Origin of the sequence: Sphingobium sp. AntQ-1 (assembly GCF_028538045.1) — a bacterium.
Lineage (GTDB): Bacteria > Pseudomonadota > Alphaproteobacteria > Sphingomonadales > Sphingomonadaceae > Sphingobium > Sphingobium cupriresistens.
In genome coordinates this window covers 1,010,164-1,025,299 of sequence record NZ_CP117158.1, presented here as the reverse complement: position 1 = coordinate 1,025,299, position 15,136 = coordinate 1,010,164, and the positions used below count along the sequence as shown (strand labels likewise).

Annotated in this window: 16 protein-coding genes and 1 tRNA gene; 2 read left to right on the top strand and 15 right to left on the bottom strand. The window is 65.2% G+C overall.

Translation table 11 applies throughout. From position 1 onward, the window contains the following. Positions 1-34: 34 nt before the first annotated feature. The 12 genes from sphantq_RS05070 to sphantq_RS05015 form a co-directional block, all read right to left on the bottom strand. On the bottom strand, positions 35-1,825 hold the full coding sequence (locus tag sphantq_RS05070; protein ID WP_272799749.1) for a DEAD/DEAH box helicase: 1,791 nt from the start codon (positions 1,823-1,825) through the stop codon (positions 35-37). A 233-nt stretch (positions 1,826-2,058) separates the two neighbouring features. Next, positions 2,059-2,757 (bottom strand): 50S ribosomal protein L1, encoded by a 699-nt coding sequence (rplA, locus tag sphantq_RS05065; RefSeq protein WP_066604003.1) that lies wholly within the window; start codon positions 2,755-2,757, stop codon positions 2,059-2,061. Between the two features lie 4 nt (positions 2,758-2,761). Next, positions 2,762-3,193, bottom strand: coding sequence for a 50S ribosomal protein L11 (gene rplK, locus sphantq_RS05060; RefSeq protein ID WP_066603999.1), 432 nt, complete (start codon positions 3,191-3,193; stop codon positions 2,762-2,764). Between the two features lie 152 nt (positions 3,194-3,345). Further along, positions 3,346-3,882 (bottom strand): transcription termination/antitermination protein NusG, encoded by a 537-nt coding sequence (nusG, locus tag sphantq_RS05055; protein ID WP_066603996.1) that lies wholly within the window; start codon positions 3,880-3,882, stop codon positions 3,346-3,348. Positions 3,883-3,971: 89 nt separating this feature from the next. Beyond that, a complete protein-coding gene (secE, locus tag sphantq_RS05050) occupies positions 3,972-4,178 on the bottom strand; it encodes a preprotein translocase subunit SecE (RefSeq protein WP_066603991.1) in 207 nt (68 codons plus the stop codon). Between the two features lie 228 nt (positions 4,179-4,406). Beyond that, positions 4,407-4,482, bottom strand: a tRNA-Trp gene (locus sphantq_RS05045). Between the two features lie 62 nt (positions 4,483-4,544). Further along, positions 4,545-5,462 carry a YihY/virulence factor BrkB family protein gene (locus sphantq_RS05040; protein ID WP_066603988.1) on the bottom strand — a complete coding sequence of 306 codons (918 nt, stop codon included), beginning with the start codon at positions 5,460-5,462 and terminating at the stop codon, positions 4,545-4,547. Positions 5,463-5,525: 63 nt separating this feature from the next. Further along, entirely contained in the window at positions 5,526-6,749 is a 1,224-nt protein-coding gene (locus tag sphantq_RS05035) for a dihydroorotase (RefSeq protein ID WP_272799748.1), read from the bottom strand. Positions 6,750-6,872: 123 nt separating this feature from the next. Continuing rightward, a complete protein-coding gene (locus tag sphantq_RS05030; RefSeq protein ID WP_272799747.1) occupies positions 6,873-7,868 on the bottom strand; it encodes an aspartate carbamoyltransferase catalytic subunit in 996 nt (331 codons plus the stop codon). A gap of 53 nt (positions 7,869-7,921) precedes the next feature. Continuing rightward, the gene (locus tag sphantq_RS05025; RefSeq protein ID WP_272799746.1) at positions 7,922-9,532 is read right to left on the bottom strand and encodes a phytoene desaturase family protein; all 1,611 of its coding nucleotides are present in this window, start codon (positions 9,530-9,532) and stop codon (positions 7,922-7,924) included. After that, positions 9,529-10,692: an aromatic ring-hydroxylating oxygenase subunit alpha gene (locus sphantq_RS05020; RefSeq protein WP_272799745.1), complete on the bottom strand. Its 1,164-nt coding sequence runs from the start codon at positions 10,690-10,692 to the stop codon at positions 9,529-9,531. Before sphantq_RS05020 ends, sphantq_RS05025 begins: the two co-directional genes overlap by 4 nt. Positions 10,693-10,771: 79 nt before the next feature. Continuing rightward, a complete protein-coding gene (locus tag sphantq_RS05015) occupies positions 10,772-11,761 on the bottom strand; it encodes a bile acid:sodium symporter family protein (protein WP_272800183.1) in 990 nt (329 codons plus the stop codon). A 114-nt stretch (positions 11,762-11,875) separates the two neighbouring features. Here sphantq_RS05015 and sphantq_RS05010 point away from each other — a divergent pair, with 114 nt between their 5' ends. Beyond that, positions 11,876-12,634: an enoyl-CoA hydratase gene (locus sphantq_RS05010; RefSeq protein ID WP_066603977.1), complete on the top strand. Its 759-nt coding sequence runs from the start codon at positions 11,876-11,878 to the stop codon at positions 12,632-12,634. On the opposite strand, the gene sphantq_RS05005 is transcribed toward sphantq_RS05010, so the two are convergent. Beyond that, a complete protein-coding gene (locus tag sphantq_RS05005; protein WP_129927210.1) occupies positions 12,631-13,530 on the bottom strand; it encodes a DMT family transporter in 900 nt (299 codons plus the stop codon). The two genes, sphantq_RS05010 and sphantq_RS05005, sit on opposite strands and share 4 nt — an antisense overlap. Before the next feature lie 27 nt (positions 13,531-13,557). Here sphantq_RS05005 and sphantq_RS05000 point away from each other — a divergent pair, with 27 nt between their 5' ends. After that, positions 13,558-14,136, top strand: coding sequence for a helix-turn-helix domain-containing protein (locus sphantq_RS05000; protein ID WP_272799744.1), 579 nt, complete (start codon positions 13,558-13,560; stop codon positions 14,134-14,136). A 77-nt stretch (positions 14,137-14,213) separates the two neighbouring features. Here sphantq_RS05000 and sphantq_RS04995 read toward each other — a convergent pair whose 3' ends face one another. After that, positions 14,214-14,528 (bottom strand): hypothetical protein, encoded by a 315-nt coding sequence (locus sphantq_RS04995; RefSeq protein WP_066603975.1) that lies wholly within the window; start codon positions 14,526-14,528, stop codon positions 14,214-14,216. 70 nt (positions 14,529-14,598) lie between these two features. Continuing rightward, complete coding sequence (locus sphantq_RS04990) at positions 14,599-15,114, bottom strand: MarR family winged helix-turn-helix transcriptional regulator (RefSeq protein ID WP_066603974.1); 516 nt, start codon at positions 15,112-15,114, stop codon at positions 14,599-14,601. Positions 15,115-15,136: the final 22 nt, after the last annotated feature.

Genomic DNA, 15,136 nt, shown 5'->3' with positions numbered 1-15,136 from the left:
CGGCCCCGAAAGTGCCTAGCTGTCCGAAAGGATGTCAGCCGCGACTACGCGGCGGCCCCTTGCGCGGGCCACCGGCGCCGGCGCCCTTGAACGGGCGCGGGCTGTGCGGGGCAGCGCCGCCGCGCGAACCGGCGCCCGGACCGCCACGGGGGGGACCGCTGCGGTTGGGCCGTGCGTCGTTGGACGGGCGCAGTTGGCGGCGGTTTTCCCGCGCTTCTTGGCGTGGGGCGCCGTCGACGGGATCGAACATCACGTCCGCGCCTTCGTCACCCGCCTCGCCGGAACGGCGGACGGCCGCCAGGAATTTGGCCGAAATCGCCTTGGGGATTTCGAACATCGTTTCGCTGGTGGTGATGCGGATCGCGCCGATATCGCCGCGCGACACATGGCCACGACGGCAGATCAGCGGCAGGATCCAGCGCGGATCGGCATTCTGGTTCCGGCCGATGTTCATGCGGAACCACTGGGTGTTCTCAAAGCCCGGACGCGGTCCGTCCCGGCGCGCCGGCGCTTCGCTGGCGTCCAGCAGCTCTTCGGGCGCGGGCATGGCGGATCGGGCGCTCTTCACCAGCATCGCGGCGATTTCCTTGGCGCTCTTGGCTTCCAGCAGCTCGGTGCCCAGCGCCCAGTCTGACTCGTCCAGTTCCACCGGGGCCAGCAACTGCGCGCGCAGACGTTCGGCATCCTGCTGGGCGATGGCTTCCTTGCTCGGCGCGGTCGTCCATTCGACCGGGATTTTCGCGCCCTTCAGCATCGATTCGACGCGGCGGCGACGCGGATAGGGCACGATCAGCACGGCCGTCCCCTTCTTGCCCGCGCGGCCGGTGCGGCCCGACCGATGCTGCATCGTCTCGGCGTCGCGCGGCAGCTCGACATGCACCACCAAGGTCAGCGAGGGCAGATCGATGCCGCGTGCGGCGACGTCGGTCGCCACGCACACCCGCGCCCGCTTGTCGCGCAGCGCCTGCAATGCATGGTTGCGTTCATTCTGGCTATGCTCGCCCGACAGCGCCACCACGGCGAAGCCGCGCTCGGTCAGGCTGGCGTGCAGGTGGCGGACATTGTCGCGCGTGGCGCAGAACAGGATCGCCGTCTCCGCCTCATGATAGCGCAGCAGGTTCACCACCGCATTTTCGATGTCGGCGGGGGCCACGGTCATCGCCTGATAGCTGATGTCGCCATGGCCGCGTTCACCGGCGGCCGAGGTGATCTGGAATGCGTCCTTCTGGTAACGGCGGGCCAGCGCCACGATCGGCTTGGGCATGGTCGCCGAAAACAGCAAGGTGCGGCGGCCATCGGGCGTGGCGTCGAGAATGCCTTCCAGATCCTCGCGGAAACCCATGTCGAGCATCTCGTCGGCTTCGTCCAGCACCGCGGTCTTGAGCGCCGACAGGTCGAGCGCGCCGCGCTCCAGATGGTCGCGCAGGCGGCCAGGCGTGCCGACCACGATATGCGCGCCCTGCGCCAGGGCGCGGCGTTCCTTGGCGGCGTCCATACCGCCGACGCAGGTGGCAATGCGGGCGCGGGCGCCGGCATAGAGCCATTCCAGCTCGCGGCTGACCTGCAACGCCAGTTCGCGCGTCGGCGCGATCACCAGCGCCAGCGGCCAGGCGGGCGGGGGCAGGCGATCGGCGTCGCCCAGCAATTCGTTCGCCATGGCCAGACCAAAGGCGACGGTCTTGCCCGAACCGGTCTGCGCCGACACGATCAGGTCGCGGCCGACCGCTTCGTCCTGCGTGACTTCGGCCTGAACCGGGGTCAGCGCTTCATAGCCCTTGGTGGTCAGCGCCTGGGCGAGCAGGGGGTGGAGAGTATCAAATGCCATATTCTTGTTTTTCCATCGGATAAAAAGCGACCCGCCTTCTTCCGACGGATACAACAAGACCTGTGCCTTCCATCCGCAATACGGATGTCCGGGGTGCAAGGTCACACACCCCGATTCTAGGTTGGAAACCAACCTCCGTTGGGGAAGCGCCGATTGACGGCTTCCCCAAATAAGAAAGCCTCCTTCCCGCATTCCCGCGGAAGGAGGCTTGCCTTAACTATATAGCGTAAAAATCAGACCGAGGCGACTTCCGCCACATCGACCTTCACGCCCGGACCCATCGAGGACGACAGGGCGATCTTGCGAACATATTTGCCCTTCGAACCCGACGGCTTGGCCTTGACGATCGCATCGACGAAAGCGTCGAAATTCTTGCGAAGATCTTCGGCGGTGAAGCTCGACTTGCCCAGGCCCGCATGGATGATGCCGGCCTTTTCGACGCGGAATTCGATCTGGCCACCCTTGGCGGCCTTCACGGCTTCGGCGACGTTCGGCGTCACGGTGCCCAGCTTCGGGTTCGGCATCAGGCCCTTGGGGCCAAGCACCTTACCCAGGCGACCGACCAGGCCCATCATGTCCGGCGTCGCGATGACGCGCTGGAAATCGATGTTGCCGGCCTGGATCGATTCCAGCAGGTCTTCGGCGCCCACGATGTCGGCGCCGGCGTCGAGCGCCTGCTGGGCCTTGTCGTTGCGGGCGAACACGGCGACGCGAACGTCCTTGCCGGTGCCGGCGGGCAGGGTGACGACGCCACGGACCATCTGGTCGGCGTGACGCGGGTCGACGCCCAGGTTGATCGCGATTTCGACCGATTCGTCGAACTTGGCTGTCGCGTGGGTCTTGATCAGGCCCAGCGCTTCATCGACGCCATGCAGCTTTTCACGGTCAACTGCGGTGGCCAGAGCCTTCGCCTTCTTGGTCAGCTTTGCCATGGTCTTAGCCCTCCACCACGTCGAGGCCCATCGCGCGAGCGGAGCCTTCGATGATCTTCGTTGCAGCGTCGATGTCGTTCGCGTTCAGATCGACCATCTTGGCCTGCGCGATTTCAGCGAGCTGGGCGCGCGTGATCTTGCCGGCGACGATCTTGCCCGGTTCCTTGGAACCCGACTTCAGGTTGATCGCCTTCTTGATCAGGTAGGTGGCCGGCGGCTGCTTCGTCGTGAAGGTGAAGCTGCGGTCCGCATAGACGGTGATGATGGTCGGCAGCGGGGTGCCCTTTTCCATCTTGTCCGTCGAGGCGTTGAACGCCTTGCAGAATTCCATGATGTTCACACCGCGCTGACCCAGCGCCGGACCGATCGGCGGCGAGGGGTTGGCGGCTCCAGCGGGCACCTGGAGCTTGATATAGCCCGTAATCTTCTTGGCCATTGTCACTCACTCTGTTGCTGGACGCACCCCGAAAGGCGCGCCCGGTTCAAGTTTAGCGGTTCAACCGGGGGCCGAAGCCTCCTCCCGCACAACATTTCCGGTCGCCCGGAAATTTCTGTTCGCGTCCCTGCCGGAGCAAGGCCGCCAAATTCTTACTTCGACAGTTCGACCTGCTCGAAATCCAGCTCGACCGGGGTGGCGCGACCGAAGATCGACACCGACACCTTGACCCGGTTCTTCTCGAAATCCAGTTCCTCGACCACGCCGTTGAAGCTGGCGAAGGGACCGTCCAGCACCTTGACGCTGTCGCCGATTTCGTAATCGACGCTGACCTTGTGCTTGGGCGCGGCTTCGGCTTCCTTGCGGGCGCCGAAATAGCGGGCGGCTTCGGTTTCGCTGATCGCCTGCGGCTTGCCCATCGAACCCAGGAAGCCCGTCACCTTGGGCGTGTTCTTGACCAGGTGATAGATGTCGTCGTTCATCGCCAGCTTGGCGAGGACATAGCCGGGCATGAACTTGCGTTCGACCTGGACCTTCTTTCCGCGCTTGACCTCGGTCACCGTCTCGACAGGCACTTCCACCTGCTCGACCAGTTGAGAGAGGCCCATGCGCTCGGCTTCGGACAGGATCGATTCCTTGACCTTGTTTTCGAAGCCCGAATAGGCGTGGATGATGTACCAGCGCGCCATGTTACCTCTTCAAACTCCCGCCTAGCGATTTCCCTGGAAATCGCGGCAACCAAAAAACCAGTTCGACTTCCTTGGAAATCGCGAAAAACTCAGGCCCGGCCTGCCGCGACGCCCAGCAACCACTGGACGATCGCGCCGAAAAAAGTGTCGATGCCGAAGAAGAACAGGCCCAGCAGCGTCGTCATGATGACGACCATCACGCCAGTCATCATGGTTTCGCGGCCGGTGGGCCACACGATCTTCTTCGCCTCGGTCTGCACCTGATTGACGAATTCGCCGGGGGAAACCTTCGCCATCGCCTGCCTCTGCACGTCTCGAACCAACACCAATTCGCGAAGCAACAGTCCGCCCTCCCGATCCCGCCCTGTCTGGCGTCCGGGGGTGCGGCCACATGCTCCGCGACCAAATTCGCCGGCCTTTACGGCCACGATTTCTTAACCGGCGGACGTTCCGCCCGCCTCGAAATCGCCAAGCGCACTTAGCCGCGAACCCCTGAATTTTCAAGGTTTCGCGGCCAGTTCGCTTGGCAGGAGTGGAGGGACTCGAACCCACGGCATTCGGTTTTGGAGACCGACGCTCTACCAACTGAGCTACACTCCTGCACTGGCCTAGCCAGCGAAGGAGGGCGCTTTAGCGTGGGGAGGACAGGAGGGCAAGCGCGATTATGCCGCTTTTGCGTCTTGCGGCGCGACGCTGGTGTCGGCGCTGGTCTGGCGTTCGGCTTCCGCGTTGATCTGCGCGCCCAGCAACACGATATAGGCCGATACGAAGAGCCATAATTGCAGCACCACCACCGCGCCCAGCGACCCGTAGGTCTTGTTGTAATTGCCGAAGGTGGACACGTAGAAGGACACGCCGAGCGTCGCGACCAGCCAGAATAGCGTCGCCGACACAGAGCCGACGGTCAGCCACTGCCATTGCGCATGGCGTCGGTTGGGGCCGAAGCGGTAGATCAGTCCGAAGATGACGCTGGCCAGCAAACCCGCGCATACCCATGTCGTCGCCTTGATGGCAAACAGCACGCCCGGTCCCCAATTGGTCAGGAAATCCTGCAACAGGCCGATGATCGTCGCCGTGAACACACCCGCCACCACGACCAGCACGGCGGAAAAGGTGATCCCCATCGACGTGCGATAGAAGCGGAAGATGTTGCGCCCTTCCTTCTGCCCATAGACGATGTTGAGCGCCTCCATGATCGCCGACGCCGCCCGCGTCGCGCCATAGACGGCGATCGCCAGCGCCAGCAACAGCCCGAACCCGATGGCGGGTTTTCGGGTACTAACGACGCCCAGCAACTGGTCGTTGATCAGCCCGGCGGCATCGGCCGGCACCACGGTGATGATGGCTTGCATATGCCGACTGACGATTGCGGGATCGCCGACCAGGCCGTATGTGAGCACCACCGCCGCCAGCAGGGGCGCGATCGACAGAAAAGCGTAATAGGCGACGCCCGCCGCCAGCAGACCGATATGGTTGGCCGACAACGCGGTATAAACGCGCTTCAATATTTCCCACCACGCCCGCGGCGGTATCTTCCACGGCGCATCCACATGCACCTGCTGCGCCACTCTCTGCGTCATCCGTGTCCCCTGCTGGTCTTGAAAGGCAAGCGCGTGAGGGGGAGGGTGGTTCCCTCAACTGGGCTAAAGGAAAAAGCCGCCCTTCATGATCCGCCGCGCGCGGCCCTGGACAGGCAGGCGGTCGAACGGCGTGTTGCCCGCCGCCGCCGCCATCCTGGCCGAATCGACGATCCACGGCGCATCGGGATCGACGAAGATCAGGTCCGCCGCGCTTCCGGCCGCAAAGCCGCCCGCATCGACGCCCAAAATCGTCGCCGGATTGGCCGACAGCAATGTCATCAGCCGGTTGATCGTCACCTGCCCGTCGCGCACCAGGTTGAGCGACAGCGCCAGCAGCGTCTCCGCCCCCGCCATGCCGGGCGAGGCGTCGGCGAAGGGCAGGCGCTTGTCCTCCGGCCCGCGCGGGTCGTGGCTGGATGTGATGACGTCCACCGTCCCGTCGGCCACCGCTGCAAGGCAGGCCTGCCGGTCGCTCTCATCCCGCAGCGGCGGGGAAAGTCGCGCAAAGGTCCGGAAATCTGTCACCGCCTGGTCGTTGAGATAGAGATAGGCCGGGCTGATGCCGCAGGTGACCCTCAGCCCCTCCGCCTTGGCGGCGCGGATGCAATCGAAGCCCGCCTTGGTCGTCACCAGCCGGAAATGGATCGCTGCGCCCGCTTCGCGCGCCAGCATGATGTCGCGCGCGATTCCCATCGCTTCGGCGCAGGCTGGCGCGTGGGGCAGGCCCAGCCGCGTCGCCGTCTCGCCGCTGGTCGCCACCGCCTTTGCCGTCAGCCCGCCATCTTCGGCATGGGCGATGACGGTCAGTCCCAGGCCGCTGGCGTAGGAGAGCACGCGCAGCATCACGCCTGAATCGGCGATCCACTGGCGGCCCGTGCCGACCGCCTTCGCGCCCGCCATCTGCATCAGGCCCATTTCGGCCATTTCGGCGCCCTGCAACCCGCGCGTCGCCGCCGCGATCGGATGGACCCAAAAATCGGGCTTGCCCGCCCGCGTCGCTTCGCGAATGAGGCCCACCTCGTCCAGCGGCGCGCGCTGGTCTGGCATCAGCGCCGCGCGCGTGATCCCGCCGAAATGAAAGGCCGGCTTGTCGGTGGCGAACACGCCCAGATCGATCAGGCCCGGCGCGACCACCAGCCCCTGCGCATCGACCCGCTGCGCGTCGTCCGGCACCGCGACATCGCCCGCCCCGACGATCCGGTCGCCCTCGATCAACACGACGCCGGGCGTCAGCGCGTCACCCGCGGGATCGGCCAGCTTGCCGTTGATGATGGCGATCTTAGTCATGGGCTATGCTCCCAATCCGTTCGCCCTGAGCCTGTCGACGGGCCATTCCTTCCTTTGACCGTTGCGCGCATGAGAAGAGCAGGGCTTCAACAGGTTCAGCCTGAACGGATGCTGGAAACAGGCTCATGCCCATCCCTCCACACCCCGCGCCCTGCGGGTCAGCACGTCTAGGCACGCCATGCGCACTGCCACGCCCATCGCAACCTGTTCGGTGATCGCCGACCGATCGGGATCGTCGGCCACCGAACTGCTGATCTCCACGCCCCGGTTCATCGGCCCCGGATGCATCACCAGCGCGTCGGATTTGGCCAGCGCCAGCCGCTCCGGCGTCAGCCCGTACAGCGCATGATATTCGCGCGGAGAGGGGATGAACGCCCCGTCCATCCGCTCATTCTGCAACCGCAGCATCATCACCACGTCGGCCCCGTCCAGCCCCTCGTCCATCCGCGTAAAGGGCGTCGCCCCCAGCAACTCCACCTCCGGCGGCAACAGCGTCGGCGGCGCCACCGCCCGCACCTGCGCGCCCAGCGCTGCCAGGCACAGCATGTTCGACCGCGCCACCCGGCTATGCAGCACATCGCCGCAGATCGCGACCACCAGCCCCTCGAACCCGCCCTTGCGCCGCCGGATCGTCAGCGCGTCGAGCAGCGCTTGCGTGGGATGCTGGTGCCATCCATCGCCGGCGTTCAGCACCGGACAATCCACCTTGTCCGCAATCAACCGCACCGCGCCCGAACTCGCATGGCGGATCACGATCACATCGGCCGCCATGGCGTTCAGCGTCATCGCCGTGTCGATCAGCGTCTCGCCCTTCTTCACGCTCGACGTGGCCGCCGCCATGTTGACGACATCCGCGCCCAGCCGCTTTCCCGCAATTTCGAACGACAACAATGTGCGCGTGCTATTCTCGAAAAAGGCGTTGATCTGCGTCATCCCCGCCAGCCGTCCGTCATGCTTGCGCGCCTGGCCCTTGTTCGTCTGCGCCCAATGCTCCGCCTCATCCAGCAGGAAGCGGATTTCCCAGGGTTTCAGGTCCGCGATCGACAGAAGATGCTTGTGCGGAAACAACGCCCGGCCTGTCAGGTCGGGGGTGGCGTCGGGTATGAAGATGTCGGGCATGAACCGGTGCTTTAGGGAAGCAGGCCGGGGAGGGCAAGGCGTCGATGGCGCGCTTATGCCCGGCCGCGCCATTTCCCGATGAGCGTCCCGTCCCGCAACACCGCGCGCGCTGCATTATGCCCCGGCGCGCCGGTCACGCCGCCGCCCGGATGCGTCCCCGCGCCGCACATATACAGCCCCTTCACCGGCCCGCGATACGCCCCATGACCCAGCACCGGCCGCGCCGCCCACATCTGGTCCAGCGTCAGATTGCCATGCATGATGTCGCCGCCGACCAGCCCGAATTTGCGCTCCAGGTCGAGTGGCGAATGGATCTGTCGCGCGATCACGCTTCTGGCGAAGCCTGGCGCGGCCGCCTCCACCGTCGCGATAATAGCATCCGCCGCCGCCTCCCGCTCGTCGTCCCACGAACGCCCATCCGGCAGTTCCGGCGCGAATTGCTGGCAGAACAGGCTCGCCACATGACACCCCTCCGGCGCGAGTGTATCGTCGATGATAGACGGGATCAGCATCTCCACGATCGGCGCCTTCGACCAGCCGTAGCGCTTGGCGTCCATGAAGGCGCGGTCCATATAGTCCAGCGTCGGCGCGATGATGATCCCCGACTGGTGATGCTCCCCCACGCCTGGCAGGCAGATGAAGTCGGGCAGGGCGTCCAGCGCCACATTCATGCGGAACGTCCCCGATCCCGCCTTGAACGCCTTGATCCGCTTCGTAAAATCGGCCGGCAGGTCGCTTGGCCGGATCATCCGCTCATAGAGCAGTTTCGGCCCGACATTGGCGATCACCGCGCCGCCGATCACCTCTTCGCCGCTCTCCAGCCGCACACCGACCGCGCGCGCGCCATCCACCAGCACCATCTCGACCGGCGCCTCCAGGCTGATCTCCACGCCCATGGCGGTCACGACCTTGGCTATGATCTGCGTGATCGCGCCCATGCCGCCGACCGCATGACCCCAGGCGCCCTTCTTGCCGTTCACCTCGCCGAACACATGGTGCAACAGGACATAGGCGCTGCCCGGCGTATCGGGGCTGGCGTAATTGCCGACCACCGCATCGAAGCCGAACGCCGCCTTCACCGCGTCGCTCTCGAACCAGCCGTCGAGGAAGCTGCGCGCCGACTTGATGAACAGGTCCAGCACATCGCGCTGCTGTTCCAGCCCCAACCCCGCGACCCGCCGACCCTGCTTCAGCGCCTCGACGATCATGGTCAGCCCATCGCCGACATTGGGCGGGCTTTTCAGCACCAGGTCGCGCAGCACATCGGCCACCACCTCCAGCGCGTCATAATAAGCGGGCAGGGCGGCCGCATCCGGCGCGCTGAACTTGGCGAACTCCGCCTGCGTCCGCTCCAGCCCACCGCCCAGCTTCAAATAACCGCCATCGGGCTGGGGCAGGAAATTGCTGATCGGCCGCTCGATCACGCGATAGCCGTGATCCGCCAGTTGCATGTCGCGGATGACCTTGGGATTGAGCAGGCTGACCGTATAGCTGGCGGTGGAATTGCGGAAGCCGGGATGAAATTCCTCCGTCACCGCCGCCCCGCCCACGACAGCGCGCCGCTCCAATATGCGGACCTTATAGCCCGCCCGCGCCAGATAGAAGGCGCAGACCAGCCCATTATGCCCGCCCCCGATAATGACGGCGTCGTAGGATTTCGTCATGCCTTGCTCCACCCCATCCCCGGTGCGCGGTGCAGCCGCGCCTGCGGGATCACATCGCGCACCCGCCCGCAAAAATGCCGCAACGCCACTTCCTGCTCGCTCAATGGCCCGACGGTGAAGCTGGCCGACGCCATCCCAGCCTGCACCCGCGCGACCAGGTCCGTATCCTCGGCATTGACCTGCCGGTTGATCCGCCAGTTGAGATAGCGCGCCGCGTTCATATCGCGCCGATCATCGGGCAGCGCATAGCTGATCTCCCGGATCAGCGTCTGCGTCGGCGACACCGGCAGCCAGGCCATGAAATCCACCTGGTCGGGATAGATGTCGAACGCGAAATTGGGCCATAGCTTATAATAGGTCCACAGCCTTTGCCGTCCGGGCGCCAGATGCGGCACATGGGGCAGGAAATGCTGATAGGCGCGCTCGGTCAGGTTGGCCGACGGCCGGTCCACTATCGGCCCCCACATCTTGTCGACATGGCGCGACGCTTCCACGCCATAGCCATCGCCCATCAGCCGCTTGAGGCCCGGATGCGCGACCGCAATATGCAGCCCGTCCGAATAATTGTCGCCGATATTCTTCCAGTTCACCGATCGCGGCCGCAACGTCACCCGCCCCAGCGCCCGCATATCCTCGAACCGATAGGCGGCGATCTCCTCCATATAAGGCGCCATCATCTGCGCCACCGACGGCCCGCCATCATTCGCCAGCCGCACGAACAGGAAGCCCTGCCAGCACTCCACCTCGACTGCCGCCAGCCCATGGTCCGCCATCGCGAACCCCGCGCCATAGCTGGCCTTCATCGGCACGCCGGTCAGCCGCCCGTCCGTCTCATAGGTCCAGCCATGATAGGGGCAGACCAACTTCTTCGCGCATCCGCTGGAGCCGTTCACGATCCGCGCCCCGCGATGGCGGCAGACATTGGTGAAGGCGCGCACGGCCCCATCGTCGCCGCGGATCACGATCACGCTCTCGTCGATCATATCGAGCGTGTGGAAATCGCCGGGGGTGGGAATGTCGCTCCGGTGGCAGACGATCTGCCAGGCCGGGCGGAAGATCCGCTCCACCTCGACCGCGAAAAATTCAGGATCGCTATAGGTCCATGCGGGCAGGCTCCACCCGGCATCCGGGTCCACTATCCTGTCGATCTGCCCCGCCACCTTGTCAGGATTCCCTAGCGTCAATTCACAATTTTACGATTGTATAATGTAACCGCGCCAAACGCCATCCCAAATCGAATCAACTGTCCAACTCGCCGTCGCTTTTCGCGTTCGCCTGCGCCCCGTACCGTCGCGCCAGCATGGCGCAGGCCATCAGCTGGATCTGATGGAAGACCATGATCGGCAGCAGGATCGGCCCCACCGCCGCCGCCGGGAACAAGACGCCCGCCATCGGCACGCCCGACGCCAGGCTCTTCTTGGACCCGCAAAATTGCAGAACGATCGCATCTTCCCGCGTCAGGCCCAGCATCCGCCCCAGCGCCAGCGTGAACAGCAGCACCACGACCAACATGGCGATGCACAGCCCCACCAATATCAGCAATGAAGTGCTCGACACCCTGGACCACAGCCCCTTGACCACAGCCGCGGAAAAGGCGGCATAGACCACCAGCAATATCGATCCCCGATCGACTCGCCCCAGCATAGCCTTGCGCCGCGTCACGAACCCGCCGATCCACGGCCGCAGCAGATGCCCGATGACGAAGGGCAGCAACAATTGCAGCACGATCCCTTCGATCGAGGACAGGGAGATCAGGCTGCCGCTACCGTCCCCTTGCATCAGCAGCGCGACCAACAGCGGCGTCAGGAAAATGCCCAGCAAATTGGAGAAGGAGGCGCTGACTACTGCCGCCGCGACATTGCCCCGCGCGATCGCGGTGAAGGCGATGGCCGATTGCACCGTCGATGGCAGCAGCGCCAGGAACAGCAATCCCGCCCGCATATCCTGCGGTACGAAGCCGAATCGGCCGATCAACAGCCCCAGCAACGGGAAAGCGATAAAGGTCGTCGCCAACGTCGCCAGGTGCAATTTCCAAGCCTTGGCCCCGCTCCAGATCGCCTCGCGCGACAATTTTGCGCCATGCAGGAAAAAAAGCAGCACGATCCCGGCATCCGCGACGATGCTGGCGATCCGCGCGCCATCCCCCCGCGCCGGCAATAGGGACGCTAGTGCGACGGTCGCCAGCAGCAACAGCAGAAACGGGTCCAGGGCTTGGCGCAGGCGGTTCATCATCAACTTCGGTCAGGCGACGGGATGAGCGGGGGGATAGACGCAGGCCATGGGATGCGCCAACAACTTCGCCTTGGGCCAGGACAAGTCAGGCGAAATAGGGAGGGGCTGACCATGAGCGACCATATCGCAATCGTGGAAAAGGCGGGCGTGATCGAAATCCAGATCGACCGACCGGAAAAGAAGAATGCGCTGACCGCGACCATGTATCGCGCCATGACCGCGGCCTTGGCCGACGCATCGGCGCGCGCTGATATCGGCGCCGTGCTGATCGCGGGCCGGGGCGAAGCCTTTTGCGCGGGCAACGACCTGAAGGATTTCACCGCCGGGCCGGAGGGCGGCGCCGCCGCCTTCGACTTCATCCGCGCCATCGCCGCTTTCGACAAGCCGCTGGTCGCCGCGGTGCAGGGGCTGGCCGTGGGCGTCGGCACGACGATGCTTTTTCACTGCGACCTCATCTATGCCGCGCCCGACGCGCGCTTCGTCATGCCCTTCGTCAATCTGGGCATCGTCCCCGAAGCCGGCTCCAGCCTGCTCGCGCCTGCGATGATGGGTCATGCCAAGGCGGCGGCGATGTTGCTGCTGGGTGAACCGATGGACGCCGACGGGGCCGACCGTTCAGGCCTTATAACCGCGATTGTCCCGGCCGATCGCCTGCTCGACCATGCCCGCGCCAAGGTGGCGGCGCTGATGGCCAAGCCGCCGCAGGCGCTGGCCGCCACCCGCAGGCTGATGAAGGGCGATCCCGCCGCGCTCAATGCCCGGATCGAGGAGGAAGCGCGGCTGTTCCGCGAAACCCTGGCTTCGCCCGAAGCCCAGGAAGCCTTCGCCGCCTTCTTCGAAAAACGCGCGCCGGTGTTCAAGCATAGCTAATCGACCTTCCGTCCGTAGCGTATCTCGCTCACTACCACCGCCGCCACGATCAGCAGGCCGCCGACCAGCGCCGTCGGCGGCATCCGTTCGCCCGCGATCCGGCCGATGATCCCGGCCCAGACCGGCTCGCCGGCGTAGATCAACGTCGCCCGCGTCGGCGACACGGTGCGCTGCGCCCAGTTCATCACCAACTGGATCAGCGCCGTCATCGCGCCCAGGCCGCAGGCGCTCAGCACAACCGTCCAGGAAAAGGGCGGCACGCTCTCGCCCGCCGGTCCCATGCAGGCGAAGGCGAGCAGCGCTGTCACCGCCAGTTGCACCACAGTCACCCGCGCGACATCCACCTTACCGGCCCACAGGCTGATGAAGATGATCTCCAGCGCGATCGCCACCGTACTGAGCAGCGTCAGCAACTCGCCGGTTCCCAGCGCCAGCCCGTCTCTGGGCGCCGCGATCAACAACAGCCCGACAAAGGCCAGCGCGACCCCCGCCCAACTCGCCAGCCGGGGCCGCCGCCGCAGGATCACCCACTGCAAAATCGGCACCAGCGGCACATAGGCGGCGGTGATGAACGCCGACGTGCTGCTGCTGATCGTCTGCAAGCCCCAGGTCTGGAGCGAATAGCCCACGAAAATGCCCAGCCCGATCACCAGTCCCGCCACCAACTCGCGCCGCGTCAGCCCGCGCAGCACCGGCAGCGCGAGCGGCAGCGTCAGCAGCGCCGCGGTCGCAAAGCGCAGGCCGACGAAGAATAGCGGCCCGGTTTCGCGCATCGCATGATGCACGACCAGGAAAGTGGCGCCCCACAGGATCGTCACCCCGATCAGCGCGAGTTCGGGGCGACCGATCATCAGGCGATTCTGGGCGGGCTTGTCGGATGCGTCATTGTGCAACATAATGCACATCGCCCTATGAGCACTATATTGCACAGTCAAGACGCGTCAGCGCAGGATCAACGCCCGGACGTCCTCGCCCATGTCGCGGGCAATGTCCGCGCGCTGCGTGCCGAACGCGGCTTCAGCCAGGATGGGTTGGCGGCGCAGGCCGGCGTCAGCCGCCGCATGATCTCCGGCATCGAAAGCGGGGAGGCGAATGTCAGCCTGTCGACGCTAGACCGGCTGGCCCAGGCGCTCGGCGTCAGTTTTTCGCGCCTCGTCCGCCCGCCCGACATGCGCGATAACAGCCGGATCGACAGCCTGGCCTGGCGCGGCCGAAATCCCGACAGCCGCGCCACCCTGCTCGGCACCGTTCCCGCCGCGCGGGAAGCGGAGCTATGGACCTGGTCGCTGGCCGCGGGCGAAACCTATCCCGCTGAAGCGGACGCGGCCGACTGGCATGAGATGCTCTATGTCATGGAAGGGGTGCTGACCGTCGAACGGAAAGGCGCCGATCCCCAGCGGGTGGCGACCGGCGACTTCCTCATCTTCACTAGCGACAGGCCCTATCTCTTCGCGAATCGCGAAGCAGGGCCGGTGCGGTTTGTCCGCAACGTGGTGTTTTAACGGTAAGGCTGTTCAGGACCTGTTTCCGCGCAGGCCGGAACCCAGTCCTGCCGCGTGGCCTAATCCCTCGTCCACCCTCACTCGTTGCGCAGGTCGCTGCCCGCCTCTTCCAGCGATGCGCCAACGTCGCGCTTCGCTTCGCCCGCCTCGCGCTTGGCGTCGGCCGCGGCCTTGTCGGTCGCTTCGCCGATCTTGTCCGTACCTTCGTCGATCGCGCGGCCGGCATCGTCCAGGCCATTGTCGATTTTGGCGCCGGCACTATCGACCGCATTGCTCACGTCGCTGCCGATCGCCGATCCGGCATTGTCCAGATTATCCTGCGCCTTTTCCGAGCAGGCGGACAGGCCGGCGACGGTCAGCAGCGCGGCTGCGGCGATAAGGGAAGTACGCATCGTGGCTCCTCTAGCCATTAAAAGGAGCAAGATAAGCGCAGGAGGCGGCAGAAGGTTTCTTGGCCGGTGCTTATCCGCCGCGCAGACCGAACACCATCGATCGGTCGGCTTCGGGGATCAACCCTTCCAGCACACGCCAGAATCCGGTGACCGATCCCTGTCCGGCCTGGGCATAGGCGGTCGCCATCTTCTCGCGCAGCGCGCGGAACAGCTCCGCCTCCAGCGCCTTGCCCGACGAGCTGAGTCGCAATAGCTTCTGCCTGCGGTCGCTGGCCCCCGCTCGCGTTTCGATATAACCGCGCTCCACCAGGTCGCTCAGCACCCGACCCAAGGATTGCTTGGTGATCGCCAGCAACCGCAGCAAATCCTTGACCGTCAGGTCCGGCTGGCGCGAGATGAAATAGAGCGCGCGATGATGCGCCCGGCCCAGCCCTTGCGCCGACAGGCTCTCGTCGATCGACCGAGTGAGGGCGGAATAACCGAAATAGAGCATCTCGATCCCACGCCTGATCTCATCCTCGCGCAGGAAGAGGGGTGACGCGGGCGAGATTGGCGCGGGCGAGGCGGGGGAACTGGAAACCGACATGAAGGGCTATGATCCGGCAAAG

Excerpts from the sequence above, each read along its gene's own strand:
- sphantq_RS05035 (WP_272799748.1), bottom strand. The coding sequence starts at position 6,749 with ATGACTAAGATCGCCATCATCAACGGCAAGCTGGCCGATCCCGCGGGT.
- rplA (WP_066604003.1), bottom strand. The coding sequence starts at position 2,757 with ATGGCAAAGCTGACCAAGAAGGCGAAGGCTCTGGCCACCGCAGTTGAC.
- nusG (WP_066603996.1), bottom strand. The coding sequence starts at position 3,882 with ATGGCGCGCTGGTACATCATCCACGCCTATTCGGGCTTCGAAAACAAG.
- sphantq_RS05030 (WP_272799747.1), bottom strand. The coding sequence starts at position 7,868 with ATGCCCGACATCTTCATACCCGACGCCACCCCCGACCTGACAGGCCGG.
- sphantq_RS05010 (WP_066603977.1), top strand. The coding sequence starts at position 11,876 with ATGAGCGACCATATCGCAATCGTGGAAAAGGCGGGCGTGATCGAAATC.
- sphantq_RS05025 (WP_272799746.1), bottom strand. The coding sequence starts at position 9,532 with ATGACGAAATCCTACGACGCCGTCATTATCGGGGGCGGGCATAATGGG.
- sphantq_RS05070 (WP_272799749.1), bottom strand. The coding sequence starts at position 1,825 with ATGGCATTTGATACTCTCCACCCCCTGCTCGCCCAGGCGCTGACCACC.
- sphantq_RS04995 (WP_066603975.1), bottom strand. The coding sequence starts at position 14,528 with ATGCGTACTTCCCTTATCGCCGCAGCCGCGCTGCTGACCGTCGCCGGC.
- sphantq_RS05015 (WP_272800183.1), bottom strand. The coding sequence starts at position 11,761 with ATGAACCGCCTGCGCCAAGCCCTGGACCCGTTTCTGCTGTTGCTGCTG.
- rplK (WP_066603999.1), bottom strand. The coding sequence starts at position 3,193 with ATGGCCAAGAAGATTACGGGCTATATCAAGCTCCAGGTGCCCGCTGGA.
- sphantq_RS05005 (WP_129927210.1), bottom strand. The coding sequence starts at position 13,530 with ATGTTGCACAATGACGCATCCGACAAGCCCGCCCAGAATCGCCTGATG.
- sphantq_RS04990 (WP_066603974.1), bottom strand. The coding sequence starts at position 15,114 with ATGTCGGTTTCCAGTTCCCCCGCCTCGCCCGCGCCAATCTCGCCCGCG.
- secE (WP_066603991.1), bottom strand. The coding sequence starts at position 4,178 with ATGGCGAAGGTTTCCCCCGGCGAATTCGTCAATCAGGTGCAGACCGAG.
- sphantq_RS05040 (WP_066603988.1), bottom strand. The coding sequence starts at position 5,462 with ATGACGCAGAGAGTGGCGCAGCAGGTGCATGTGGATGCGCCGTGGAAG.